The sequence below is a fragment of the Candidatus Palauibacter sp. genome (assembly GCF_965222475.1).
In the GTDB taxonomy this organism is placed as follows: Bacteria; Gemmatimonadota; Gemmatimonadetes; order Palauibacterales; family Palauibacteraceae; genus Palauibacter.
In genome coordinates, this window is record NZ_CBDCUB010000002.1 from 103535 (window position 1) to 128160 (window position 24626).

The following is a 24626-nucleotide window of genomic DNA, read 5'->3' on the forward strand; positions in this document are numbered from 1 at the left end:
CCGCCGTAGACCGCCGATACGCCTCATCGATCCCCGCCCGGGGGATCACTCTCCACTCGCTCACGTCTTGCCCGGCGAACTCCGGAAGCCGGGGACCAGGAACAGCGCCAGTTCCAGGCCCACCAGGAGCCCGGCAGTGGCGGTGGTCGCAACCGCGAGGGCCATGAGGAGAAACCCCGGCTCGTCCATCGACCTCGCCCAGTACCACGTGGAGAAGAACGTCGATGCAAAGCCGGCCGCGAAGATGGAGCGCTGCGGTATCTTCCCGTAGCGGTTCCTGTACACAGGATTGAGTCTCATGGCGTCCTCCTTGCGCCAAGGCTACACGCCGACCCCCGGAGTGCAAGACACCACTACGTCACAGGTCGCGGCGGCGGAACCAGATGAAGGCGCCGCCGATGAAGAGCACGGTCCAGAGGGTGGCCATGATCACATGCGAGCCGAGCTCGACGGCCTCGGGAGCCGAGCGACCGGCCGCCTCCGCGGCGGCGGTCATCCGCTCGAACGCCGGGGCGTCGTAATACCGAAACTCAAGGAGCGGGAAGACGTTCCTCCACGGAAGGTACTCGAGCCGGTCGGAATAGGCGGGCAGGAAACGTTGAACGAGCGGGGGGAGCATCCCGAACTCGATGGCGCCGATCCACAGGAACCATACCGCAAGCGCCGCGCCGGTCTTGCGGATCGCCAGGGACAGGAAGAAGGCGAAGGCTCCCACGCTCAGGAAGGCGAGGGTCAGGCCGCCTGCCGCCTGGAAGACCGAAAGCGGCACGAGCGACGATTCGGCAGCTCCCATATCGGTGCGAATCAGCGCCAGCACACCCGGGATCAGTGTGTGCGCGGCGATGAAGCCGAGGCCCACCATCGGCAACAACAGGGATTTGCCCCAGAACCACTGGGACTTCGACAGGCCGTCGATCACGTTCTGCCGCGCCGTCCGCCAACTGAACTCCGTCGCCGTCAACAGAATCAGGGTAATGGCGGCAAAGATGAAGAGCATGGCCGAGTCGTCGCCAAACACCGACGCCCAGATGTCCGGGAGCCGGAAGCCCTCGCTGCGTTCGAAGAAGGAGTACGCGTTGTCCATGAACGTGACGAGTGCGTAGAAGCCGAGCGCCATCCACAGGACGATCCGCTTCCGCGCCTTGAACCACTCGTTGCGCAGCAGCACGCCGAATACCCGACCGCCCTTCATTGCACTTCTCCGAACCCGTTGGCCCCGCCCGTGATCTCCATGAACGCGTCCTCCAGCGACTGCCGTTCCAGCGACAGGTGCGAAGCGTAGATCCCACGCTCCGAGAGAAACCTGTTCAGCTCCGAGAGCCCTCCGCCCGCGAGTTGCGCCAGCACCCGGCCGTCCACGACCCGGGTGTTGCTCGCACCCTCGAACTCGGTCACCGCGAGCTGCAGCGCTTCCATGTCCATGTCGGCGCCCACCGCGGCCACCGTCCGGGCGGAGGTAATCTCGTCCACGCTCCCCTCGCGGATGAGCCGGCCGCTCTCGATGATCGAGACGTGGGTACAGGTGCGCTCCACCTCGTGAAGCAGATGGCTCGAGAGGAAGATCGTCTTCCCGCGCGCGGCGAGTTCGCGGATGATGTCGCGGATCTCCCGCTGCCCGGCAGGATCGAGGCCATTGGCCGGCTCGTCGAGGATGATGAGTTCGGGGTCGCCGATCATCGTGGCGGCCAGCGCCAGCCGCTGCTTCATCCCCAGCGAGCAGGCCTTGAACTTCGTCTTCTGGCGCGCGGCGAGTCCCACGACCTCGAGCGCCTCCGCGACCTCGGTCTCATCCCTTCCCTTCACCCTCGCCACGAGCCGCAGGTTGTCGCGGCAGCTGAGGTAGGGATAGAAGTTGGGATACTCGAGCGTGGCCCCGATCCTCTGGCGCGCGGCGTGGAGTTCCGCCGGCGACGAGCCACCGAAGAGCCGGAACGAACCGCGGGTCGGGGTGATGATCCCGAGCAGCATGCCGATCGTCGTCGTCTTCCCGCTCCCGTTCGGGCCCAGGAAGCCGTACACCTGCCCGGGCTCCACCTGCACGGAGAGTTGGTCGACAGCGAGCGTCCCCTCGCCGCGCAGGGCCGCGTATCGTTTTGAGAGTGCTTCCGTATCGATGATCGCCATGTTCGGTCCCGAATAAGTGGTCGGTCAGAGGCTCGGCGCTGGCGAATCCGGGCCCGCGGGGTTCGTGAGTTGGCCGCGCGTCTCCGTGGTCCCCGCGCCGCCGCCGCGCTCTTCCAGGCGCCGGCGGAACAGTTCCGCTTCCGCCAGCTCGCTCAATCTCTCGTCCCGCTCCCGGCCCTCGCGTTCCAGATGGGCGATTCGCTCCTCGAGCCGGGCGATCGCTTCACGGTCGCGTCTCTGGGGGCCGAGCGCCTGGGTCAGATCCCTTATCAGCGGCCGCAGCGCGAACCGGGTCGCCAGCGCGAGCGCGGGGACACCGATCACGAAGAACATCCCGACCAGGGGGATGAGTGTGTCTTCCATGGCGAATCCGGACGAAAGGGGTGGCGAGAAGGTTTCTACCCGGGCGGATTTCGGCCGATGATGCCCCGGCCCCACACGTTGTTTCCGCGGTTGACGTCGGGGAGGATGCCGTCGGGGTCGAGTTGCACGTTGCGCACGAACCCGTCGACCACCTCGAGCACATAGGTGCCGTCCACCTGCCACGCCTCGACCGGCACGTCGTGTCGCTGTTCGTCCCCACCCCGGTACAGGATCCGGATCTCGAGCGGCATCGGGATCCCGCCTCGATTCTCGATCGTCACCGTGGTCGTGTCCCCCGTCCTCTCCACCGAGGCGATCGCCTGGTCGAGTACCGCGTCCTCGTAGATCCAGCCCTTGAAGAACCAGTCGAGATCCTGCCCCGACACGTCCTCCATCGTGCGGATGAAGTCGGCCGGCTGCGGGTGCTTCCACGCCCAGCGGCGGATGTACTCCCGGAACCCCTCGTCGAACACCTCGGGACCGAGCACCTCCTCGCGCAGGAGCACGAGGACGGCGGCGGGCTTGTTGTAGGCGAGGACGCCGATCTCCTCCTCGGGGATGCTGTCCGCCGGCGTGAGGATCGCGTGCCCCGGCCGCTGCGTATCCACGGCGATCTGGGCCGGCGACATGAACTGGCCCAGAATCGGCTCGCCGCCCGAAAACTCGATCCCGGAGTAGTAGTTGATGAACGTGTTGAAACCCTCGTCCATCCACGCGTATCGCCGCTCGTCGGAGCCCACGATCATGGGGAACCAGGTGTGTCCGATCTCGTGGTCGGTGACGGAGAAGAGGAACGCGCCACGCGACTCCCACGAACAGAACACGATCATGGGGTACTCCATCCCCAGCGCGAGCCCGGCCACGTTGATCGCCACCGGATACGGATAGCGGAACCATTCTTCCGAATAGTACTCCACGCTGTGGCGGAGATACTCCGTCGAACGCTCCCAGCCGCTGACCCCTCGCCCGCCGATGCTCTCTTCGGGATAGACGGACATGATGAGGACGTCCTCCCACCCCGCCGCGTCCCACACGAAGCGGTCCGACGCGGCCCACGCGAAGTCGCGCACGTTCTCGGCCCGGAAGCGCCACGTCAGCGGCAGTTCGCCGCGGGGCCGCGTCTCATCGTCTCCCGCCTCGTCCGGCTCGATGATGTGTAGAGTCTCCTCCGAGGCCCGCGCCTCCGCCAGCCGGTCCAGTTGCGTGCGGGTGAGGACATCCTCGGGATTCAGCAGTTCCCCGGTGGCGACGACGACGAAGTCGCGCGGGACCGTCAACTCCACGTCGAAGTCGCCGTACTCCAGATACCACTCGCCCTGCCCCAGGAAGGGGGACTGGTTCCAGCCGTTCACGTCATCGTACGTGAACATGCGGGGATACCACTGCGCGAGTTGATAGATGATCCCGCCCCGGATGTCGAGTTGCCCCATGCGGTCGCCGCCGCTCTCGGGGATCTCGAACGCGAAGTCGATGTCGACCTCGACCTGCGCGCCCGCGGGCGGGAGGGGCTCGTCGAGGAGGATCTCCATCATCGTGTCCTCGGTCCGGTACTCGGGGACGGTCATCTCTCCTTCGTGCTCGACCCGCACCCCCGAGATCACGAAGCCTCCGTCCCGGAAGAAGCCGCCGTGTCGGACATCTCCGTCGAGTTCTTCCGCTCTCAGCGCCCCGTAGCTGTTCTCGCGGAAGAGGTTCTGGTCGAGCTGAACCCAGATGCTCGTGAGGGAATCGGGACTGTTGTTCGTGTAGATGATGCGCTCGGTGCCCTCGATCCGGTCGCCGACGAGGCTCGCCTTGATCTGATAATCGGCGCGCTGCTGCCAGTATTCGGCGCCCGGTGCGCCAGCGGCGTCGCGGAACGGTCCGGGCTCGGGGAGATCGAGCGGCGCGAAGGCGCCCGCGGGATCGAAGATCCGCCGCAGCGAGTCGCGGCGCGCGAGTTCGGCCGCTTCCGCCGCTTCCCGCTGCTCGCTGCTCTCTTCCTGCGCGGCCAGACCGCCGGCCGGCAGGATGAGCAGCGCGCAGAACGCCGCCATGGTCCGTCGCATCCGAAATCCTTCGCCTTGAACTGTTTTCGCCGGTCCCGATCGCCGGCCCCAACATACCCGGATGGCCCCTCGAGGGTCACCCGCCTCTTGAATCGGATCGGGTGCGGGGGACATCATGCCGGGACCGGCCACGTCACTCGCAGGAGGCTCCCCGATGGTTACGAGGATGTTCACAACTTCGGACACCCCGCTCCGCCTGATCCGTTGCTCTCTCGGCTGCTCCCTCCGCTCTCTCGGTCGCACCCTCGGTGTGGCGGCGCTCCTCGCGCTGATGGCCGTCCCACCGCAGGGGGCCACTGCCCAGGAGGACGCGGGGTGGTCTCCGGAACTGAGTATGCGCTACCGGGCGGTCTCGGGGACCGCGATCTCCCCCGACGGCTCCCGCATCGCCTTCGTGGTGCGCGAGCCGCTAATGGAGGGACAGAAGTCGGAGTATCTGAGTCACATCTGGATGACGGACGCCGACGGGTCACGCCCCGCGCAGTGGACCCGGGGCGATGCCTCCGCGGGGGCGCCCCAGTTCTCGCCCGATGGAGGGTGGCTGAGCTTCACGACCGGCCGCGAGGGCGAGGGGGAAGCCGGAAGCCAGGTATGGGCGCTTCCGCTGGGAGGTGGCGAAGCCCGGCAACTGACGCACGCGGAGGGCTCGGTGGGGACGTATCGCTGGGCGCCGGATGGGACGCGGATCGCCTTCCTCATGCGGGATCCGCAGACCGCGGAGGAGAAGAAGGCGAGGGAGGAAAAGCGGGACGTCATCCTCGTGGACCGGAACTACAAGTTCTCGCACCTGTACGTGGCCGCGATCGACCCGGAGTCGGACGATCCCGCCACGCCGGTGCGGCTGACCGCCGGTGACTTCCACATCACGGGGTTCAGCTGGGCGCCGGACGGGGAGAAGATCGCCTTCTCGCATCAGGCGGACCCCCGCATCAACACGGGCCGACTCAGCGGCGACGTCTCGACGACCTCAGTGCCGGACGCAGCGGAGATCGCTGAGATCCTCGCCGAGGGAGACGACCCGGCGGCGATCGGGGAGGTCGCGGCGCTCGTGACCGGGGCCGGCATCGAGCGGAGCCCGCACTGGGCGCCGGACGGGGAGTGGATCGCGTACGTCTCGACCGGGAACCAGCCGGAGCCGATCGGGCTGGGCGACGTCTACGTCATGCCCCTCGCCGGGGGCGAGGCCAGGCGCCTCGAGACGCCCAACCGGAGCGCGTCCATCCTGGGCTGGTCGGGCGACGCCGCCGAACTCCTCCTGCTCGAATCGCTCGGGACGCGGCGGCACGTGATGGCTGTCTCGGCCGATGGAAGCGGGATGCGGTTCATCTCCTACGGGGACGGAGTGGTCGGCTCGGTCGCGCTCACGGACGACGCGAGCCACATGGCCTTCACATACCAGACGCCCGACGAGCCGTGGGATGTGTTCGTCTCCCCCACGAACGGGTACGCGCCGAGCCGGGTCTCGGACGTCCATGCGGGCGTGCCGCGCCCCGAGATGGGCCGGACCCGGCTTGTCTCGTGGAGGTCGACCGAGGGATTCGACATCGAGGGCCTGCTCACCTACCCCGTGGGTTATGAGGAGGGGGAGCGTGTGCCGCTCATCCTGAACGTGCATGGCGGTCCCGGCGGCGTGTTCAGCCAGAGCTTCACCGGGGCTCCCGCCGCGTACATGCTGCAGTACTTCGCCCAGCAGGGGTTCGCGATCCTGCGGCCGAATCCGCGCGGGTCCACCGGCTACGGCAAGGATTTCCGCTATGCCAACTTCCAGGACTGGGGATACGGCGACTTCCGGGATCTGATGTCGGGCGTCGACCATGTGATCGAGATGGGCGTGGCGGACCCGGACCGTCTCCTGCTCATGGGCTGGAGCTACGGCGGATACATGACGTCGTGGGCCGTCACGCAGACGGACCGCTTCGTGGCCGCGAGCATGGGGGCCGGACTCCCCAACCTCATCTCCATGACGACGACGACGGACATTCAGGACTATCTCGTCGGACACATGGGGATCGAGTTCTGGGAAGACTACGAGCGCTACGAGCGACACTCGGCGATGTACCACATCGCGAACGTGGTGACGCCGACGCAGGTGATTCACGGAGCGGAGGATCTGCGCGTCCCGTTCACGCAGGGGCAGGAGTTCTACCGGGCGCTCGACCGTCGCGGCATCCCGACCGAAATGATCGTGTATCCTCGCACGCCCCACGGGCCGCGCGAGCCGAAGTTCGTCATGGACGTCTCCGAGCGGATCCTGACCTGGTTCCTGACGCACCTGGATTCGGAGGCGGTCACGGCCGCGGACGGGGCGCGTTAGGCCGCCGGACACCGGCCCCCCCGTGTCGACTGAAGCTCTCTCCAGGCTCCTCCTCACCCGGGAGCCGGGGGAGACCGCCGCCCGCGCGTGGACGGACGAGATCGCGAGTGATCTCCTCGGCCGGTCTTCGGACCTCCGCGAACCGAACTTCACCAAGATCGGCCCGGACGATCTCGCAGCCCTGTTCGCGGCCTATGACGGGCGCTTTCTGGACGGTCTGTGCGGACGGATCCTGGGGCCGAACACGCTCACCTTCCGGCTTTCCGGGCGGATGACGCGCGCGGGGGGCAAGACCACCCGCATCGAGCGCCGGGGTAGGGCCCCGCGCTTCGAGATCGCGGTCGCCACGTCGATTCTCTTCGACGGGTTCGGGGAGGACGACCGGGATGTGACGGCATGCGGCCTCCCGTGCCGAAACCGGCTCGAGGCTCTGCAGCGGATCTTCGAGCACGAACTGGTACACCTCGCGGAGTGGCTCAGCTGGGACGAGAGCCATTGCGGACGGTCGCGCTTCCAGGGGATCGCGAGGCGGCTCTTCCTTCATCGGGCGCTCACCCATCAACTCATCACACGCTCTGAGCGCGCCGCCCGGGACGGAATCGTGGTGGGCTCCCGGGTCACGTTCGCCTTTCGTGGCCGGCCTCTGACGGGACGCGTGAACCGGATCACCAAGCGGGCCACCGTGCTCGTGGAGGACGCGCGGGCCCCCCGCTGGTCCGACGGGCAGCGCTACGCCCGTTACTACGTGCCGCTCGACAAGCTCCGACTCGCCGAACCCGACCGGGGGGCGTGATCATCTCCTGAGCCTGACTGCGAACCTCTTGCGAGCAGGTGCCGCAGAAATACCTCGGCTATTCGAGCACCGGCTTCGCCCCGGGGCCAACGGCCGGCCGGCGGTTTCCTATCGGCGCCGTCTGACCGCATCTTCGAGCCCCCTGGAGGTCGACACGTCGAGGCCTCCGATCTCGGCCAGCACGGCCGGGAGATCGCCCTTCCAGTCGCGCAGGATGGCGCGGATCCGCCCCGTCCCCGGGTCGGTGACGACCGATATCGCCCGGTCGTCGTCCAGACCCACGCTCACCACACCCTCCGGCCCCGTGAGCGTGATGCGGTCGAGTGAGTCGGCCCAGCCGGCCTCGATCGGGATCGTAAAGAAGAAATACTTGTCGCCGAACTGGTCCTCTCCCGGCGTGAATCGCAGCGAGAATTCTGTTTCTCCTGCACCGCCAACGCCCTCAATGCGGTACGGGCCGGTCTCCTCCGGAAGCCGCGCCGGCGACGTTACTCGGAACGCGGGATCGAGTCTGAGTTGGCCGTTCACGACGCCGCCCCATAGCACGAGCATCTCGGACCTCGGCCACTCGGCGGCGATGGCCGCCCGCGCCCGATCCCCTTCCACCCGCGCCCGGTATTCGATCACCTTCTCATAATGGTAGTCGCTGAGCCAGCTCCGTTCGTAACAGTACCCCATGATGTCCCGTCGGCGCTCCGCGGACACCACCGTGCCGTCGCGGAAGTCGTATCCCCATGCACCGAGGCCTCCGTTCGCATGCGGGAAGTCCGGATCGGTACCGAGGGCGTTCCCGCAGGGTGCGTGGCGAAGGTCGAGGTTGTGCCCTACCTCGTGGGCGAGCTCCGTACCCCAAGGCTTGCCGAGGCTCAGCCGGCCGTCCAGACGCGCGAGCCCGCGCACCGTTCCGTTCACGCTCGCCGCCGCCGCGTACCAATAGCCCCGGCCATTCTCGATCGCCCGCACCGCTTCCAGTTCGAGGATCAGGCTCCACCGTTCCGCCCGGTCGGTCAGGTCGAGCGATGTGACGTACGTCGCCCGGCTCCGCGCCCGGAACTCCGAGAAGGGGAAGGCATAGCGGAGCAAACCCACCTCCGGACTGTCATCGTCGATGTTGTCGGTCCATTCAAAGATCGACGAGTCGGGCGCGGCCGCCTCCAGCACGGGTACAATCGTCAACTCCATGGGGGGCACGTCGATCACATTCAGCGGCCTGCCGCCGGAGGCCGGGAAGCGAATCTGGCTCCCGGCAGCGCGGGGCACGACCCCGCCGGGGTCCGCCTCCACCACTAGTTCGACGTCTGACCGGATATACTCTGACGGAATCACGGCGTTGTAGGAATGGCGAAGGTCCGATTCGTCCACGGCCACAGGAAGCAGGTCGCCCTCTCGCCGAATCGTGACTCGGTGAACCTCCCCGCCGGCGCGCGTCAAGGTCGCCACGACCTCCGGTTCGAAAAACGCCAACGGCGCGTCGCTCATGAGGAACACGCGCAGCAGCGCTTCGCGCCCCGCGATCAACGGGACATCGTCGGCCGGTCTCTGAATGGCCTGCGTCAGATACACTACGGGGAGCGACAATCCGACCTCATCCGCGTTCCCGCAGGTGGCTCCGACCACGACATCGATCCGCCCTAGCCAGTCCTGGAACGTCATCGCCGGAGAGGCGCAGAGACCCGTGTCTTCGTATTCCAGGGCTTCCAGTCGTGTGAGTTCGGTCAGGCGGAAGGGGAGCGGACCCGCCATTTCCTCGTTGCCCCTGAATCGCATCGAGGTGAGGTCCGCCATGGTGGCGACCGCGATCGGAAACTCCCCGGCGAGACGGTTGTCGCCGAGGTCCAGGGTCTCCAGCGTCGTCAGATTCGCGATCTCCGGCGGCACCGGCCCCGTCAAGCCGTTGTCCGCCAGCGCGACGCGGCTCACGCGTCCCCCCTTGGTGGTGATGCCGTGCCAGCTGTCCACGCCCGCGCTCGTGTTCCAGCCGCCGCTCCGGGTCCACGAGTCGCCGCCGGCCAGCGCGAAGAACTCCGACAGCGCGAGCCGCTCGACCCGCGTCACATCGCATTCTTCCAGCGTTGCGTCGATCTGGCCCAGCCATGCCTGGAATTCGCCATCGAGCTGCCCGCAGAGTCCGGTCTCGAAGACACTGAGACTCGACAGGGACTCCATGTTCATAAGACTGCGCGGGAGGAGCCCTTGCAGGTCCGGGTTACGCGAGAGCCACACGTTCTCCAGGTTGTCGAGATCGCTGAACTCGGACGGAAGCGGCCCGGACAGATTGTTGCTGAAGAGCGACAGAGTGGTCAGCGAGGAGAGGGCGGCCAACTCTGGCGGTATCGGACCGCTGAGATTGTTACGGCTGAGTCCCATGGTCTCAAGCGCGGAGAGCCCCGCCCCCAGTCCGGGCGGGATGACGCCCGTGAGCTGATTGCTGCCGAGCGACATCGTCTCGAGTTTCTCGAGGTTGCCGAGTTCAGCGGGGATCAGGCCACTCAGCGCGTTTTCGAACAAGCCCATGAATCTGAGATTTGACAGTTCGCCCAGTTCGCGCGGAATGCCGCCCGTCAGGCGATTGTTCGCGAGGTTCAGCGATTCGAGCGAAGTCAAGTTCCCGAGCGTCGCTGGAATCGGGCCGTCGATCTGGTTTCCGTAAAGTTCGAGTCGCTTCAGCGAACCGAGCCTGCCAAGTTCGGCCGGAATCGGGCCTGACACTTGATTTCGGGTAAGAGTCAGGCGTTCAAGAGAAGCCATGTCGCCGAGTTCCGGCGGCAACGGGCCTTCGATCGCGTTGTCGCTGAGCACTAGATGCTTGAGGTTTTTCAGTTGGCCGATCTCCGGCGGCAGCGGCCCGCTCAGCCGGTTGTTGTGGAGCGCCAGCCGCTCCAATGCCACCATGTTGTCCAGCTCGCGCGGGATGGGTCCTGCAAGCTGGTTACGAGACAGGTTCAACGTGTCGACGTTCACCAGCCTCCCGAGTTCGGGGGGAATCGATCCCTCCAGTTCGTTCGAGGACAGCGTCAGCTGGTGCAGCCTCGTCAGCCTGCCCAGTCCCGGCGGGATCCGGCCGCTCAGATCGTTCCCCCACAGGCTCAACACCTCGAGGCGGCCCAGGTCGCCCAACTCCGCAGGCAGAGGCCCGGCCAGATTGTTGGCCGGCAGGAAGAGAGTCGTGACATAGCCCTCGGCGTTGGCTTCAACGCCGTACCAGGTGTCGATGGCGAGGTCGCTCAACCAGTTGTCACGGTATTCCCAATTCGCTCCACCCGTAGCGTTGTACAGGGCGACGAGTACCTCCCTGTCCGCGGGGGCGGTAACGCACGAGACTGGATCGTTCGCGTCCTCAAGCTGCGCGAGCCACGCAACAAGTGAAGGGGGCACGCACAACGACGTCTCGGCGAAGTAAAAGCGCGTCAAGGCGAGGCGAGCGAACGTCTCGGGGACTGGGCCGGACAGGTTCGTGCTGGAGATCGCCAGATAGCGAAGACCCGTCATGCCGCCCATTTCGGGCGGTAGGGAGCCGGAGATCTCGTTGTGACCGAGGGACAAGTCGCGCAATCGGTTCAGCATCCCCAATTCGGGAGGGATTGGGCCGCGGAGCGAGTTCCCGCTCAGGTCGAGAGCGAAGAGTTGGTCGAGCTGGCCGATAGAGGCCGGGATCGTGCCATTCAGGTTGTTGTCGCGCAGATACAGGTCTTCGACTCGTCCGTTGCGGTCGGTGCGCACGCCAGCCCAGTCCGAGAGCGGCGCTTCGGTCATCCAGTTGGTGTCGTCGGTCCAGTTGTCGCCACCCGTGGCCCGGTACAGGCCTTCGAGCACCTCCCGGTCGTTGGAACGGGCGATCACATCCACGTCCACCGATGCGCCAAGCGAATCCGAGGCCGCCGTGACTTCGGTGGATCCTGGGCCGACCCCGACCACCCGCCCGGTCGAGTCGACCGTGGCCACGGATGAGTTCGCACTCGACCATGTGACGCCCGCGCCGGCCACCCGATGGCTATTGGCGTCAGCCACCGTAGCCTCGAGTACAGATGTATCACCAACGACGAGCGTCAGTGCCCCCGGGGCAATCGTGATACCTGCGGGGATTTGCTCTACGGTCACGGCTGCGGTCCCGGACGCCGCACCCGCGCGCGCGGTGATCGTCGCGCCGCCATTGCCTATCGCCGTCACCAGACCCGATTCGTTTACCGTGGCGACAGAACCGTTGCTGCTCGACCACGCGATGGCCGCCCCGGCCATCACCTGGCCGTTCTGGTCCCTCACTTCCGCAGTCAGACGCGCCGTCTCGCCGAGCGCGGCAAGAGTCACCTCCGCCGGACTTACCGAGAGGGTCGCGGGCCGGGGCGCGGGCGGAGGTGAAGGCGGCCTCGCCGGTGTCGTTGGTGACTCCCCGCAGGACAGCACGAACAGCAATGCGAGGAGGTAGGACCAAAAGGTGTGTAAAAAGGGAGGCGACGTACCTTTCAGCTGACCAGTAACAGCGGATCCGGGGGGAGACCCGGAGAAAGGACGTCGCCTCATGGGCAACGATAAGCGGGAGAGGTTGGCCGGGCCAGCGTGGGAGACGCTGGAGGCGTGGGTGCGGGAGCGGGCGCGGGACATGATCCAGCAGGCGCCGGGGAGGAGGTCACGGAACTCCTGGGCCGGATGAAGTCGGAGCGGCGGGCGGCGGTGGACGCGCCTCCGGGCTACCGCAACGGGTACGGCAAGCCGCGTCGTCCGGCGATGAGTTCGGGGACGATCGAGGTGAGGCGGCCCCGGGTGCGGGGTCTGGAGGAACGGTTCGAGAGCCGGGTGCTGCCGCTGTTCCAGCGCCGGACGAGGGAGGTGGGGGAGCTGATCCCGGAGCTGTACCCGCACGGCTTGGCCGAGGGCGACTTCGAGTTGGCCTTGAGGGGGCTGTTGGGCGACGGGGCGCCGTTGTCGAAGTCCTCGGTCGGGCGGCTCAGGGCGAGGTGGACGGCGGAGCACGAGGCGTGGAGCCGGCGGTCGCTGGAAGGCCGTGAGCTCGTGTACGCGTGGGCCGACGGGATCTACGTGAAGGCGGGTCTCGAGAAGGACAAGGCGGCCCTGCCGGTCGTCATCGGCGCCATGAGCGACGGGACGAAGGAAGTGCTGGCGGTCACGCCGGGCTACCGCGAGTCGACGGAGTCGTGGGCGGCGGTCTTGAGGGACCTGAAGGCTCGGGGGCTGGCGACGCCGAGGCTCCTCGCCGCCGATGGGAACCTGGGCATCCGGGGCGCGGCGCGGACGGTGTGGCCGGAGACCGCCGAGCAGCGGTGCTGGAACCACAAGACGACCAACGTGCTGGACCGGCTGCCGAAAAGGGAGCAGGCCGTGGCGAGGGAGATGCCGCGCGCGGCGGCGTACGCGCCCTCGCGGGCGGCGGCGAAGGAGGCGAGAGACGCCTTCCGGGACCGCTACGCGGACGCGCAGTCCAAGGCGGTGTCCGTGCTCGAGGACGACTGGGACCGCATGACCGCCTTCTACGACTTCCCCGAGAAGCACTGGCGGCACCTGAGGACGACCAACGTGGTGGAGAGCCCGTTCGCCTCGGTCCGCCTCCGCACGACGGCCGCGAAGCGGTTCAAGCGGGTGGACAACGCCACGGCGCTGATCCGGCGGCTCCTGCTGGTGGCCGAGAAGCGGTTCCGGAAGCTCAACGCTCCCGAGCTGCTGCGGGACGTGTACGAGGGAAGAAGGTTCGAGGACGGAAAGCCCGTCCCCGAGGGTCGGGAGAGGATCGCCGCCTGATGACGTTTACACACCTATTGACCCGACCTCTATCCTCTACCCGTCGGGAGCGTCCTGAGAGCGCCCTCAAGCGCTCGGTGGCGGCTCTGCCGGCTCGGCCCACCACCCTTTGGACTGGGAGTGGAGCGATGAACGATCGAGATTCGACACGGCGCGGGGACGCGGGCTCCGACGACCGCATCTCCCGGCTGAGCGAGGCGATCCTGCGCATCAACGCGCGCCTGGATCCGGCGACCGTACTCGAGGAGGCCATCGAGACTGCCTGCGCGCTTACCGGCGGGGCCTACGGCGTGATCGCCACGCTCGACGAGCGCGGAGCGGTCAAGGAGATCGTCACCGATGGCTTTTCGCCGGAAGAGCGCCGGAAGATGCTCGAGTGGCCCGACGGACCTCGTCTCTTCGCGCACCTGCGCGACCTTTCGGAGCCGCTCCGCGAGGCCGACTTGCCTGGCTACCTCCGATCGCTCGGCCTTTCACAAAACCCCTGGGGATCGAGGCGTCTGCTGGGAACCCCGATGCGCCACCGCGGCCAACATCTCGGAAGCCTCTTCCTGGGCGACGGAGAGGGGGGAGGGGAGTTCACGCCCGAAGACGAGAAGATCCTGACTCTGTTCGCCTCGCAGGCGGCGACCGCGATCGCAAATGCCCGCACACACCGGGAGGTCGAGCGGGCGCGGGCCGACCTGGAAGCGCTCATCGAGACCTCGCCGGTCGGCGTTGTCGTCTTTGACGCCGGAACCGGCCGGGCGGTGTCGGTCAACCGTGAGGCCCGGCGCATCGTCGACGGCCTGCGCACACCGGGACACCCGGCGGAGCAACTGCTGGGGGTCCTCACCGCGCGACTCACGGACGGGCAGGAGATCTCGCTCCGGGAGTTGCCTCTGGCTCGGCAGTTCGACGGCGCCGCAGCACTGCGGGCCGAGGAGATCGAGCTCTCCGTACCCGACGGCAGGAGCGTCCGGACGCTCATCAACGCCACTCCCATCCGTTCGGGAAAAGAAGAGGCCGTGTCGGTCGTGGTCACGATGCAGGACCTCGCTCCGCTCGAGGAGCTTGAGCGGCAGCGGGCGGAGTTCCTCGCCATGGTGAGCCACGAGCTTCGCGCACCGCTCACCTCGATCAAGGGCTCGACGGCTACCGTACTCGGAACTCTGCCTGTTCCGCCCAGCGCCGAGTTGCTTCAGTTCTTCCGCATCATCGACGGACAGGCCGACCTCATGCGCGGTCTCATCTCGAACCTGCTTGACGCCGGAAGCATTGAAGCGGGCACGCTCACGGTCGCGCCCGAGCCCACGAGCATCATGACGCTCGTGGACCGCGCCCGGACCGCTTTCCTGAGCGGCGGCGGCCAGCACGCCATCATTGTCGACCTTCCTCCGGACTTGCCGTGGGTGATGGCGGACCCCGAACGCATCGTCCAGGTGCTGAGCAACCTGTTCTCGAACGCGGCCCAGCACGCCGGTCCGTCGCCCCCGATCCGGGTCGAGGGAGCGCGCGAAGACGGGTACGTCTCGATCTCGGTCGCGGACCAGGGCCGGGGGATCCCGCCCGACCGGCTTCCCAACCTCTTCCGGAAGCGGACCAGGCTCGCGGGAGGCACGGGGCTCGGTCTCACGATCTGCAAGGGTCTCGTGGAAGCGCACGGCGGTCGCATCCGCGCCGAGAGCGAAGGCACGGGCCTCGGGGCGCGCTTCACCTTCACAGTCCCGATCGCCCCGGAGACACCCGCGGAAGCCCCGTCCGATGATCGGCCCCCGTCCGTAGAGAGGGGGGAGAAGACCCGGATCCTCGTGGTCGACGACGACCCCCAGACGCTCCGCTACGTGCGCGACGTGCTTTCCCGGGCGGGCTACGCCCCGATCGTGGCGGGCGACCCCAATGAGCTCTCCATCATCATCCGGGCCGAGAAGCCCCGCCCCGTTCTCCTCGACCTGATGCTTCCCTCGACCGACGGGATCGAAGTCATGGGGCGGGTCCCGGAGCTGGCCGATCTCCCGGTCATCTTCATCTCCGGCTACCGGCGGGAAGAAATGATCGCCAGGGCGCTCGAGACCGGCGCGGCCGACTACATCGTCAAGCCGTTCTCCCCCACCGAACTCGTGGCGCGGATCCGCGCGGCGCTCCGGCGCCGGGCCGAGCCCGAGACGTTCGTGCTCGGGGATCTGGCCGTGGACTGCGGACGACGCCGGGTGAACCTGGGCGGCCGCAAGATCCTTCTTACGCCGATCGAATTCGAGTTCCTTCGCATCCTCCTCGCAAGCGGAGGACGGGTGGTGACCACCGAGGCGCTCCTCCGCAAGGTGTGGGGGCACTGGTACTTGCAAGACACCGGACGCGTGCGCACCGTCGTGAAGAAGCTCCGGGGAAAACTCGGCGACGACGCTGCCGCGCCCACCTACATCCTCACCGAGCGCGGGGTCGGCTACCGCTGCCCTCCCCCGGACTCGTCGTCGCCCCGGTGACTCAGGCTTGTTCGCCTCCGGACCCAGGAACCAACAGATGTTGACCCTGGGCATTCGGACACCGCGCGCATCTTCGGTATGTTGGACGGGCGGTGGGCAGCGCGCGCAGCCCACGACGGCAGGCCCACTGGGAGGTGGGATGATGCTCGGGATCGGGAACACGATGCCCCCGCTCGGTCCCCGCACGTCTTGGAGCCTAACTTCACCTGGGTCCACACGGGCGGCTCGCATGGAATCGGGGTCGGCTCCCGTGTGGCGCTCATGTTTCGGGGTCGGCTCCTGACCGGCCAAGGGAACCGAATCACGAAGCGCGGCAGCGTGCTGGCGGAGGACGCGCGGCGCGACCTCGGGTCCAACGGGCGCCGCCACGTCCATTACTACGTCCCGCTCGACGAACTCCGCCTCGCCAAACCAGGCAGCGGGCCACGCCACCACTCGAAGCGGACGCCCGAATGACACCGATCCGCCGGACACCTCCCCGGTTCTCGCGGGACGCGGTGGTCCGGCTGTGGCTGCACCGGCAAGGTCTCGTGCAGTCGCGGGGCTCCACGCCGCTCGACCGGCGCACCTTCGTCGACCACCTCGAGCGGACGGGGGCGCTTCAACTCGACAGCGTGAACGTCGTGGATCGCGCCCACTATCTCACGCTCTGGAGCCGTTTCGGTTCCTACGACCGGACGCGTGTGGACCGCTGGGTGTACGGGGAACGGCTGGCGTACGAGTACTGGGGACACGAGGCCTCGATCCTCCCCATCTCACATCTTCCGCTGGGCCGCCGGCGCATGCGCCGCTTCCCGCCCCCGAGCTGGTCGAGCCGCAAGTGGTGGGACCGGTACGCCACGTCGACAGCGTCGAAGCGGCGGGTGCTGCGGCGGCTGCGCGCCGGGGGGCCGCTGGAGAGCGCCGACTTTGCGCCGCGGCCCGAGGAACTTGGCGAGGAAACGGATTCTCTCGGGTGGCGACGGCGCGAGGACAAACGGTCGCTCAAGCTGCTGTGGCACGACGGCCGGCTCGCCGTGAGCGACCGGCGTCATTTCCGCTGCATCTACGACCTGGCCGAGCGCGTCTATCCCGAGGGGCCCGTGGCGTCGCCGACGGAGTACCAGGACAGCTGGCTCCTCATCGGGCTTTCCGGTTGTGGCATCGCTCCTGAACGGCACCTCGTCAACTACTTCACGGCGCCGGAACTGAACGCGGCCGAGAGGCGTCGGGCGATCGCCCGTAATCTCCGCAACAAGCGGATTGCCGAGGTGGAGGTGGAGGGCCTCACCGGCCCGTGCTACGCCCTGCCCGCGCACCTCGACATGATCGGCGACCTCTCCGAGCCCACCGGGACGGCGCTCATCTGCCCCTTCGACTCCCTGCTCTGGCAGCGGAAGCGGGCCGCCGAACTCCTCGATTTCAGGTACACCCTCGAGATCTACGTTCCCCGCGCGAAGCGGAAGTACGGTTACTACGTCCTGCCGATCCTGCACGACGGCCGCCTCGTGGGCCGCCTCGACCCGAAACTGCACCGCGACCGGAGACTGCTCGAGATCCGCGCACTCCACTTCGAGCCCGACTTCGCACCGACTGGGAATTTTCGCGCCAGGCTGGACGAAACCATCGCGGATCTGGCGGACTTCCTTGGTGTCGCCGACATGGAGATGTCTTCGCGGTGAAGGCTGGACCACGCCGGACGGGATGGCGTACCGTGTGGGGAGGCTGAGGAAAAGGTGCGGACGGGGTAGCGTGCGAGACCGAACTGCCGCCAGCACAGGAGGTCCACGGAATGAGACTTCATCTCTCGGTAAGCCGCGAAGTTCGACTCCCGGTCCTCCTCGCGTCGCTTACGGTCTTGTTCGCGGCGCCGGCCGCGGCCCAGTCCGGGAAGTTGCGGATCGTCCAGACGAACTCGGCGGGGGACAACGTCCACATCATCGACCCGGCGACGAACCGGGTCGTGCAGGTGATCGACGGGATCCCCAAGGTGCACGGGGTCGCGGCGGCGCCGGATGGCGCGACGCTCTACTTCAGCAACGAGATCCATCGCACGCTGGAGATCGTCCCCACCGACGTCATGAAGGTCGTGGAGCGCATCCCGCTCTCGGGGCGGCCGCACAACGTCGCGATCTCCAATGACGGCCGGAAGGTCTACGTCGCGATCATTGCGGACTGCAATTGCGTCGATGTCGTGGACCTGGAGAAGGGCGAGGTCGTGAAGTCGATCCCCACGCTGGGGACGGTGCACAACGTGTTCATGTCGCCGGACGGACGGCACGTCGCGGCAGGCATGATCGGCGCGCGCACGCTGACGATCATCGACACCTCGATCGACGAGGCGATCTGGTCGCTCCACTTCAGCGGGCGCACCACCGGTGGCTATGCAGATGGGGGCGTGCGTCCCATGGCATTCGAAGCGCATCCGGACGGGTCCACGAAGCGACTGTTCGTCCAGATCTCGAACTACCACGGTGTGTATGCGGTCGACTTCGAGAAACGCAGGGTCGTGCGGAAGTTGGACATGCCCAGCCTCCCGATCTCGCGGGTGACAAACGACGCGCTGCAGGGATCGCCGGGACACGGGCTCGCGGTGTCGCCGGACGGACGCCAGTTGTGGTCGACGAGCAAGCCCAACGGACACGTCTACGCGTGGTCGCTCCCCGACCTCGAGTACGTGGGCGGGGTCGAGGTCGGCCACATCCCCGACTGGCTCACGATGACGCCGGACAGCCGCTACCTGTACGTGGCGAACGCGGGGTCGAACGACGTGTCGGTCGTCGATACGAAGGAGATGAGGGAGATCGCCCGCATCCCGGTGGGGCAGACGCCGAAACGGAACAAGACGGTGGTGTTCCCGTGAGATCGGGTGTGCCCCTGCGGCCGGAGACCGGCTCTCGCCGGCGGTTCGGTCGCGCGCTCGTCCTCGCGTTGATGGCGTCGGCTCCCGGCCCCAGCGAGGCGATGGGTCAGGAACCCCTGAGCTTCGAACGCTACCGCGAGACCGTGGAACCCATCTTCCTCGCGGACCGCGGCGGATGGGGACCTGGACGGGCGCCCTGCGTCACGTGTCATGCGGAACAGGGGACGCCGCTTCGCCTGGAGCGCCTCCGCGAGACGGATGAGGGCGAGGTGTTCTGGTCGGAGGAAGATTCCCGCCGGAACTTCGAGGTCGTGTCCCGTCTCGTCATGCCGGGCGACCCGGATCGGAGCCGGTTTCTGAGAAAGGCGCTCACGGTCGCGGCCGGAGGCGCTCCGTTTCATGTGGGGGGGAAGTTCTTCGAATCGAAGTCCGACCCGGAATGGCAGACGATGGCCGACTGGGTGGCGGCCGCCGATCCGGTGGAGCGCCCGGCTCCGCCCCGACTCGATTTCGACTTCTTCCGGGACTGCGTACAGCGGGTCTTCCTCGACAAGCGCCCGGGAGACGTGGAGTGCATCCACTGTCACGAATCCGGCGCCCGCGGCTTCGCCCGCCACATCCCCGAGGGTCGCGATTTCTGGGACCAGCAGGAATCCCGCGGCAACTTCGCCATCGCCCGCCGTTACGTGGAGCCGGGCGAGCCGATGATGAGCCGGCTCCTGACGCATCCCCTCGCTCCCAACGCGGGCGGGGACTATTTCCACGGCGGCCCTCGACGCTGGGCCTCTATGGACGATCCGGAGTGGCAGATGCTCGCCGCCTGGGTCCGCGGCGAGACCCCCGAATGCATCGTCGGAACGAGGGCTGGCGCGGGAGGCGGATGACGAAACCGCTCGACATCGCCGTCGTCGGAGGCGGCATCGTCGGGCTGGCCGTGGCGGACGCGATCCGGCGCACCCGCGCGGACCTCTCGCTGACGGTGCTCGAGAAGGAACCGGAGGTCGCGGTACACCGGACCGGCCGGAACAGCGGCGTCATCCACGCCGGTCTGTACTACGCGCCCGGGTCGCTAAAGGCGCGGCTCTGCACTGGAGGGAGCGCCCGGCTGTTCCGGGTATTGCGCCGAACGAGGCATCGCGACCACGCGCACCGGCAAGATCGTGGTCGCGACATCGCGCGATCAGCTCCCGGCCCTCGATGAACTCGAACGGCGCGGCACGGCCAACGGCGCGGCCATGGAGCGGATCGGCCCGGACGGAATCGCGGAGCGCGAGCCGCACGCGGGCGGCATCGAGGCGCTCCACGTACCTGCCACCGGGGCGGTCGACTTTGCCGACGTGGCGCGTGCCCTCGCGGCGGACCTGGCCCGCGCCGGCCACGAGATCCGCACCGGCTTCGAGGTGCGCGAGGCCCGCCGCACCCCGACCCGCACCCGCCTCGTGGGGCCGCCGGGCAACATCGAGGCCCGCGTCGTCGTCACTGCGCCGGGCTGCACGTCGACCGGGTGATGCGGCTCCTCGGCCACGATCCCCGCCTCCGCGTCCTCCCCTTCCGGGGCGAATACTGGGGCCTCTCCGGAGCCGCGGCCGACCGCGTGCGCGGCCACATCTACCCGGTTCCGGATCCCCGGCTGCCGCATCTGGGCGCTCATTTCACGCGCAACGTGGCCGGGCGCGTCGAACTCGGCCCGAACGCGGTGTGGGCCTGGGGTCGAGAGGCCTACGGCCGGTTCTCCGGGCGGGTGCCGGACGCGCTGGAAGCGCTGAGCTACCGAGGCTTTCGGCGCCTGGCGTCGTGAATGTGCTCAACGCGCCCTCCCCCGCCGCGACCGCCTGCCTGGCGATCGGCGAACACATCGCAAGCCGGGTTCTCGGACAGTTGGCCAGGTCGTGACGGGGCTAATCGCCACCTTCGAATGGGTCGAGGATCTCGACTCCCGCAGGCTCGAAGTCCTTTCGGTTCCGCGTGACCACAACCAGCCCGCGGGCGAGGGCGGTCGCCGCGATCAAACTGTCCTTGACGGGCATCGGCCGTCCCCGGGAACGGAGACGCGCCAGGAGTTCCGCCCAGCGGAGCCCCGTGTTCGCATCCAGCGGGACGCATTGAATCCTGCGAACGGCCTCCTCGAACCACGACTCGAGCGCCTCGCGACCCTTCCCGGGCGCCACCAATCTTATTCCGTACCAGATTTCTCCGAGTACGACCGGATTGACGACGATCTGCGGTTCGTGGTTCCGCAACCATGTGACGACGCGCGGATCAGGTCTCGTCCTGGTCGCCTCGGAAAGGACGTTCGCGTCAACGAGGTATCGAATCGGCCGGCTCCTCGATTCCCGGAGCGGGCAGGTCGGCGGTCGAATCAGACGGAACCGGTACGAACCAGCCCTTCGCGGGACAGGCCATGAGGTGGTCGACGAGACCCTCGTTCACCGCCGCCGGGGCGCGAGCGAGTCGGTAGACTCCTCGCCCGAGCCGCTTGATCTCGAATTCCTGGCCGGGCACGACGCCGTCTCGGCGCCGAAGCTCAGCCGGGAGTACGAGCTGCCCCTTTGTGGAGATAGTGGTTCGCATGAGGGTAAGATGGACGACTTACCCAAGCTGTGCAAGCCCCGGCATCCTCCTCCCGGAGGGCGCGGGGGGTCAGGTGGCGTAGTCCTGGCCTTCGGCGTCCAGCACTTCCTTCATGCCCTCCAGGTAGCCGGCCTCGCCCATGGATTCGACGGACATGTCGGCGTTGTGCTGCGCCGCTTCGACCGGGATCCGCCGCAGGCTGCGACCCGTCTGGAGCGCGAGCATCTCGTTCATGCAGGCGCGCTCGAGCTGGTACAGCCACAGCATCGTCTTCTCGATCGTGTCGCCGACGACCAGCACGCCGTGGTTCGCGAGGAAGAGCGCCCGCTTGTCGCCGAGGGCCTCGACCATGCTCTCGCCCTCGTCCGCCTCGGTGACGATCCCCTCGTACCCGAAGTATGCGCAGTTCCCGTAGAAGACCGCCGCGTTCTGGCTCCCCCGCTCGTCCAGTCTCCAGCCGTCGATGGAGGCGAGCGAGGTGCTGTACGGGGCGTGGATGTGGAACGCGCACATGATATCGGGGCGCGCGCGCTGGATGGGCGCGTGGATCGCCCACGCGCTCACGTTCAGCCGTCCTTCCCCGCCCACGGGACCCCCGTCCGGGCCCACCTCGACGAGGTTGCTGGCCGTCACGCGGGAGAAGTGCATCTGCCCGGGCGTGATGAGCAGGTGTCCGGGCCTCCCCGGCACCTTGCAGCTGAAGTGGTTCCAGGTGCCCTCGTGCATGTTCTCGTGCACGATGATCCGGTGCACCGCCGCGAAATCGACGCGCGCGCGCCGGATCGCGGCGTCGTCCATGCCGGCTTCCGTCGGGGACGGAGCGGGAGCGAAAGCGGTCTCGACCGTGCTCATCACCTGCCTCCTTCGGGCGTTGGGAGTCTCCGCCAAAACTCACCCGCGGCCCCCGAGGGATCAAGCGGCGTCCGCTCACCCACAGCGCCGGGATTACATTCCGTGTGCAACATTCCAGGAGTGAGCGGATGTCCCATGCATCGAGGCTCCGCCGGCTAGAGCCCGAAACAGCCATGACACGTGACGCGGTGCGGCGGCGAGGGGAGAAGCGAATGAGAGTGAGAACAACGTCGGCATACCGATTGGGCCTCGGCGCCGCACTTGCGACGGCATTCATCCTGGTCTGGGTGATCGGAGCCGTCGGCCTCATCGGGGCCGAAGGTGACTCCGCCGACCTCATGTACGCCGGAGTGCTCGCCGTCGGAATCGTAGGCGCCATCGTCGCCCGTCTCCGGCCACGGGGAATGGCGCGCACCTTGCTCGGAACGGCACTCGCGCAGGCGTCGGTCGCCGTCATCGCGCTGATCACCGGGGAGCACCATTCCCCGGTCACATCCGTGTTCGAGATCCTGGGCTCAAACGCCGTCTTCGTCGCGCTCTGGGTCGGATCGGCCTTCCTGTTCAGGCGCGCAGCGCGCGAGGGACATCCCGCGGCGGAGAGTCACGGCACATGACGCTCCGCTGTCACAACCCCGCCGCTCTGGTCGTTCGCGGGGTGGAAGCCAAGGTTGGTGGAGGATTCCGCGGGGAGATCTCATGCCGAACATCGTCGCCGCACTCCTGCTCGTCTCCGGCGGGGCCCTGCACCTCGGGAGCGAGATCGGGTCGCCGGACTCGCACAAGTGTGCCCAGCGCGCGGGCGGAGATCCCGGCATGCCGGAGACGGTCCTGATCATCGATCACAAACCGTTCGATGGTGATCCGTCGGAGTGGAATTACACGGACTACGACATCTATTGGGTGGAGATCGTGTGCTGGATCTGGATCGAGGAGCACTTCGGAATCCAGGTCCGAAACGGCGCAACCTATGTGCTGACCGAGGAGTGGGCGGAGCGCACCCGCAAAGGTCAGATCGCGAGCCTCGAGGCCCTGATCGCGGCGCAGGACAACCACCGACAGGCGCGCGGAGCTTACGCCCGGCAACTCGACAACCTGTCCGGCTTCGGTGCCCTCTCCGACCACGATCTGCCCGAGTACTTCCGGGTCGAACTGGCCGAGACCGATGAAGGGTGGGGGGCGAGGGTGGAGGGAACCGAGAAATGGCTGGCCGGGTTCGGGGGTTCCGTGCCGGCTCCCCCGTGCTACGCGTTCGTAGGCACGCCGCCGGACGCGTGGAAGGCCATCGAAGACGAGGACCGCGCGGCGCTGATCGAACGCCAGCCGGTCTGCATCGAGCCGTAGGCCGAAGACGAAACCGGATCGGAAGGCGGCTGACCCCCTCCCGGTTCCCCGTTTCCGGTTCAGTGATTACCATCCCGCGCTCACGAGTTCTCCGGAGAGGTGCGGGTGCCCCAGGATTCCATCGCCGAGTCGGAACCGCTTGACGTAACCATCGTCGGGGCCGGCCCCTGTGGCCTGGCCGTGGCGATCGCCGTGCAGGAGCGCGGGCTGAGCTACGCGATCCTCGACCGCGGATGCGTCACCGAGTCACTGATCCACTATCCCTCCTACATGACCTTCTTCTCCACCGCGGAACGGCTGGAGATCGGCGGCGTACCGTTCACCATTCCCGATCCCAAGCCCACCCGCCGCGAGGCGCTCGCCTACTATCGGCAGGTCGTCGCCCACCACGGGGTCGAGGTCCGCCAATACGAGGAGGTGACGGGCATCACGCGAGGGGAAGGCGCTTTCACGCTCTCCATCCGTACACGCGACGGACGGGCAAGCCGGATCACGTCGCGGGCGGTCGTCCTCGCCACGGGAGGGTTCGGAGAGCCGAACCGGTTGGGGCTCGAAGCCGGAGACGCGGGCGACCGCATCATCCACTACTACAAGGAGCCGTACCCCTTGTTCGATCAGGACGTGATCGTCGTGGGGGGCGGGAACTCCGCCGTGGAAGCGGCGCTGGACATGTACCGCAACGGCGTCCGGGTCCGCATGGTCCACTTCGCCGACACGGTGGACCGGGGGGTCAAGCCGTGGGTGCGCCCGGACATCGAGAACCGGATCGCGAGCGGGGAGATCCCGATGCACTGGGAGTCCCGGGTCGCCCGCCTCGGACCCGGAACGGCCACCATCATCGAGGAGGCGACGGGGACGGAGACCGAGGTCGCGAACGACTGGGTGCTCGCGATGACGGGATGGCGGCCGGACGCCGCCCTGCTCACCGCCCTAAGCGTCCCCACGGATCCCGAGACGGGCATCCCCGCGCACGACCCCGGCACCATGGAGACGACCGCGCCGGGCGTCTACATCGCCGGCGTGATCGCCGCAGGCTATAACGCCAACAAGATCTTCATCGAGAACGGCCGCGAGCACGGCGCCCTCATCGCCGCCCACTTGGTGAACAGGCCCCGCTGACCCCGGCCTTGCGGTTCGCCAGATACGTATTTGAGTAAGTTTACTC

At 67.6% G+C, this 24626-nt stretch carries 20 protein-coding genes and 2 pseudogenes; 13 read left to right on the forward strand and 9 right to left on the reverse strand.

Annotation, left to right across the window (positions count from 1 at the left end; translation table 11 throughout):
- Positions 1 to 60: 60 nt before the first annotated feature.
- Genes ACOQPP_RS05825 through ACOQPP_RS05845 form a run of 5 tightly spaced genes read right to left on the reverse strand, consistent with a single transcriptional unit; the run spans position 61 to position 4535 of the window.
- Positions 61 to 300, reverse strand: coding sequence for a hypothetical protein (locus ACOQPP_RS05825; protein WP_419166181.1), 240 nt, complete (start codon positions 298 to 300; stop codon positions 61 to 63).
- Positions 301 to 358: 58 nt separating this feature from the next.
- On the reverse strand, positions 359 to 1192 hold the full coding sequence (locus tag ACOQPP_RS05830) for a hypothetical protein (protein ID WP_419166180.1): 834 nt from the start codon (positions 1190 to 1192) through the stop codon (positions 359 to 361).
- Complete coding sequence (locus ACOQPP_RS05835; protein WP_419166179.1) at positions 1189 to 2124, reverse strand: ABC transporter ATP-binding protein; 936 nt, start codon at positions 2122 to 2124, stop codon at positions 1189 to 1191. The genes ACOQPP_RS05830 and ACOQPP_RS05835 overlap by 4 nt, the downstream gene beginning before the upstream one ends.
- A gap of 24 nt (positions 2125 to 2148) precedes the next feature.
- Positions 2149 to 2487 (reverse strand): hypothetical protein, encoded by a 339-nt coding sequence (locus ACOQPP_RS05840; RefSeq protein ID WP_419166178.1) that lies wholly within the window; start codon positions 2485 to 2487, stop codon positions 2149 to 2151.
- A gap of 35 nt (positions 2488 to 2522) precedes the next feature.
- Entirely contained in the window at positions 2523 to 4535 is a 2013-nt protein-coding gene (locus ACOQPP_RS05845; protein WP_419166177.1) for a M1 family metallopeptidase, read from the reverse strand.
- Between the two features lie 154 nt (positions 4536 to 4689).
- Here ACOQPP_RS05845 and ACOQPP_RS05850 point away from each other — a divergent pair, with 154 nt between their 5' ends.
- The gene (locus ACOQPP_RS05850; protein ID WP_420636009.1) at positions 4690 to 6849 is read left to right on the forward strand and encodes a prolyl oligopeptidase family serine peptidase; all 2160 of its coding nucleotides are present in this window, start codon (positions 4690 to 4692) and stop codon (positions 6847 to 6849) included.
- A gap of 22 nt (positions 6850 to 6871) precedes the next feature.
- Positions 6872 to 7642, forward strand: a complete 771-nt coding sequence (locus tag ACOQPP_RS05855) for a SprT-like family protein (RefSeq protein WP_419163842.1) — start codon at positions 6872 to 6874, stop codon at positions 7640 to 7642.
- 108 nt (positions 7643 to 7750) lie between these two features.
- On the opposite strand, the gene ACOQPP_RS05860 is transcribed toward ACOQPP_RS05855, so the two are convergent.
- Entirely contained in the window at positions 7751 to 12241 is a 4491-nt protein-coding gene (locus tag ACOQPP_RS05860; RefSeq protein WP_420636010.1) for a leucine-rich repeat domain-containing protein, read from the reverse strand.
- On the opposite strand from ACOQPP_RS05860, the pseudogene ACOQPP_RS05865 reads away from it, so the two are divergent.
- From ACOQPP_RS05865 to ACOQPP_RS05900, 8 genes and pseudogenes are all read left to right on the forward strand, one after another.
- Positions 12159 to 13393: pseudogene (locus tag ACOQPP_RS05865) on the forward strand (IS256 family transposase). The gene ACOQPP_RS05860 and the pseudogene ACOQPP_RS05865 overlap by 83 nt on opposite strands.
- Positions 13394 to 13521: 128 nt before the next feature.
- Entirely contained in the window at positions 13522 to 15855 is a 2334-nt protein-coding gene (locus ACOQPP_RS05870) for an ATP-binding protein (protein WP_420636011.1), read from the forward strand.
- Positions 15856 to 16116: 261 nt separating this feature from the next.
- Positions 16117 to 16311: a hypothetical protein gene (locus ACOQPP_RS05875; protein ID WP_420636012.1), complete on the forward strand. Its 195-nt coding sequence runs from the start codon at positions 16117 to 16119 to the stop codon at positions 16309 to 16311.
- Positions 16308 to 17516, forward strand: coding sequence for a winged helix-turn-helix domain-containing protein (locus ACOQPP_RS05880; RefSeq protein WP_420635104.1), 1209 nt, complete (start codon positions 16308 to 16310; stop codon positions 17514 to 17516). Before ACOQPP_RS05875 ends, ACOQPP_RS05880 begins: the two co-directional genes overlap by 4 nt.
- Before the next feature lie 110 nt (positions 17517 to 17626).
- Positions 17627 to 18697 carry a hypothetical protein gene (locus tag ACOQPP_RS05885; protein WP_419163872.1) on the forward strand — a complete coding sequence of 357 codons (1071 nt, stop codon included), beginning with the start codon at positions 17627 to 17629 and terminating at the stop codon, positions 18695 to 18697.
- Positions 18694 to 19581 carry a hypothetical protein gene (locus ACOQPP_RS05890; RefSeq protein WP_420636013.1) on the forward strand — a complete coding sequence of 296 codons (888 nt, stop codon included), beginning with the start codon at positions 18694 to 18696 and terminating at the stop codon, positions 19579 to 19581. The genes ACOQPP_RS05885 and ACOQPP_RS05890 overlap by 4 nt, the downstream gene beginning before the upstream one ends.
- Positions 19578 to 20205, forward strand: a pseudogene (locus ACOQPP_RS05895) (FAD-dependent oxidoreductase). Before ACOQPP_RS05890 ends, ACOQPP_RS05895 begins: the two are co-directional and overlap by 4 nt.
- Positions 20205 to 20495 carry a hypothetical protein gene (locus ACOQPP_RS05900; protein WP_419163870.1) on the forward strand — a complete coding sequence of 97 codons (291 nt, stop codon included), beginning with the start codon at positions 20205 to 20207 and terminating at the stop codon, positions 20493 to 20495. The pseudogene ACOQPP_RS05895 and the gene ACOQPP_RS05900 overlap by 1 nt, the downstream one beginning before the upstream one ends.
- A gap of 100 nt (positions 20496 to 20595) precedes the next feature.
- Here ACOQPP_RS05900 and ACOQPP_RS05905 read toward each other — a convergent pair whose 3' ends face one another.
- The 3 genes from ACOQPP_RS05905 to ACOQPP_RS05915 form a co-directional block, all read right to left on the reverse strand.
- On the reverse strand, positions 20596 to 21060 hold the full coding sequence (locus ACOQPP_RS05905) for a type II toxin-antitoxin system VapC family toxin (protein ID WP_419943554.1): 465 nt from the start codon (positions 21058 to 21060) through the stop codon (positions 20596 to 20598).
- Positions 20996 to 21199 carry a hypothetical protein gene (locus tag ACOQPP_RS05910; RefSeq protein WP_419163869.1) on the reverse strand — a complete coding sequence of 68 codons (204 nt, stop codon included), beginning with the start codon at positions 21197 to 21199 and terminating at the stop codon, positions 20996 to 20998. The genes ACOQPP_RS05905 and ACOQPP_RS05910 overlap by 65 nt, the downstream gene beginning before the upstream one ends.
- 138 nt (positions 21200 to 21337) lie before the next feature.
- Positions 21338 to 22120 carry a class II aldolase/adducin family protein gene (locus ACOQPP_RS05915; protein WP_420636014.1) on the reverse strand — a complete coding sequence of 261 codons (783 nt, stop codon included), beginning with the start codon at positions 22118 to 22120 and terminating at the stop codon, positions 21338 to 21340.
- 212 nt (positions 22121 to 22332) lie between these two features.
- Between ACOQPP_RS05915 and ACOQPP_RS05920 the strand changes: the two genes are divergently transcribed.
- The 3 genes from ACOQPP_RS05920 to ACOQPP_RS05930 all read left to right on the forward strand — a co-directional run bounded on the left by ACOQPP_RS05920 (position 22333) and on the right by ACOQPP_RS05930 (position 24580).
- Complete coding sequence (locus tag ACOQPP_RS05920) at positions 22333 to 22734, forward strand: hypothetical protein (RefSeq protein ID WP_420636015.1); 402 nt, start codon at positions 22333 to 22335, stop codon at positions 22732 to 22734.
- Positions 22735 to 22816: 82 nt separating this feature from the next.
- Positions 22817 to 23461 carry a hypothetical protein gene (locus ACOQPP_RS05925; RefSeq protein ID WP_420636016.1) on the forward strand — a complete coding sequence of 215 codons (645 nt, stop codon included), beginning with the start codon at positions 22817 to 22819 and terminating at the stop codon, positions 23459 to 23461.
- A gap of 105 nt (positions 23462 to 23566) precedes the next feature.
- Positions 23567 to 24580: a YpdA family putative bacillithiol disulfide reductase gene (locus tag ACOQPP_RS05930; protein ID WP_419163867.1), complete on the forward strand. Its 1014-nt coding sequence runs from the start codon at positions 23567 to 23569 to the stop codon at positions 24578 to 24580.
- The last annotated feature ends 46 nt before the right edge of the window (positions 24581 to 24626 follow it).

What these genes read in the sequence shown, in the direction of transcription:
- ACOQPP_RS05825 (WP_419166181.1), bottom strand. Translation starts at nt 300, where the DNA reads ATGAGACTCAATCCTGTGTACAGGAACCGCTACGGGAAGATACCGCAG.
- ACOQPP_RS05830 (WP_419166180.1), bottom strand. Translation starts at nt 1,192, where the DNA reads ATGAAGGGCGGTCGGGTATTCGGCGTGCTGCTGCGCAACGAGTGGTTC.
- ACOQPP_RS05835 (WP_419166179.1), bottom strand. Translation starts at nt 2,124, where the DNA reads ATGGCGATCATCGATACGGAAGCACTCTCAAAACGATACGCGGCCCTG.
- ACOQPP_RS05840 (WP_419166178.1), bottom strand. Translation starts at nt 2,487, where the DNA reads ATGGAAGACACACTCATCCCCCTGGTCGGGATGTTCTTCGTGATCGGT.
- ACOQPP_RS05845 (WP_419166177.1), bottom strand. Translation starts at nt 4,535, where the DNA reads ATGCGACGGACCATGGCGGCGTTCTGCGCGCTGCTCATCCTGCCGGCC.
- ACOQPP_RS05850 (WP_420636009.1), top strand. Translation starts at nt 4,690, where the DNA reads ATGGTTACGAGGATGTTCACAACTTCGGACACCCCGCTCCGCCTGATC.
- ACOQPP_RS05860 (WP_420636010.1), bottom strand. Translation starts at nt 12,241, where the DNA reads ATGTCCCGCGCCCGCTCCCGCACCCACGCCTCCAGCGTCTCCCACGCT.
- ACOQPP_RS05870 (WP_420636011.1), top strand. Translation starts at nt 13,522, where the DNA reads ATGAACGATCGAGATTCGACACGGCGCGGGGACGCGGGCTCCGACGAC.
- ACOQPP_RS05875 (WP_420636012.1), top strand. Translation starts at nt 16,117, where the DNA reads ATGTTTCGGGGTCGGCTCCTGACCGGCCAAGGGAACCGAATCACGAAG.
- ACOQPP_RS05880 (WP_420635104.1), top strand. Translation starts at nt 16,308, where the DNA reads ATGACACCGATCCGCCGGACACCTCCCCGGTTCTCGCGGGACGCGGTG.
- ACOQPP_RS05885 (WP_419163872.1), top strand. Translation starts at nt 17,627, where the DNA reads ATGAGACTTCATCTCTCGGTAAGCCGCGAAGTTCGACTCCCGGTCCTC.
- ACOQPP_RS05900 (WP_419163870.1), top strand. Translation starts at nt 20,205, where the DNA reads ATGCGGCTCCTCGGCCACGATCCCCGCCTCCGCGTCCTCCCCTTCCGG.
- ACOQPP_RS05915 (WP_420636014.1), bottom strand. Translation starts at nt 22,120, where the DNA reads ATGAGCACGGTCGAGACCGCTTTCGCTCCCGCTCCGTCCCCGACGGAA.
- ACOQPP_RS05920 (WP_420636015.1), top strand. Translation starts at nt 22,333, where the DNA reads ATGAGAGTGAGAACAACGTCGGCATACCGATTGGGCCTCGGCGCCGCA.
- ACOQPP_RS05925 (WP_420636016.1), top strand. Translation starts at nt 22,817, where the DNA reads ATGCCGAACATCGTCGCCGCACTCCTGCTCGTCTCCGGCGGGGCCCTG.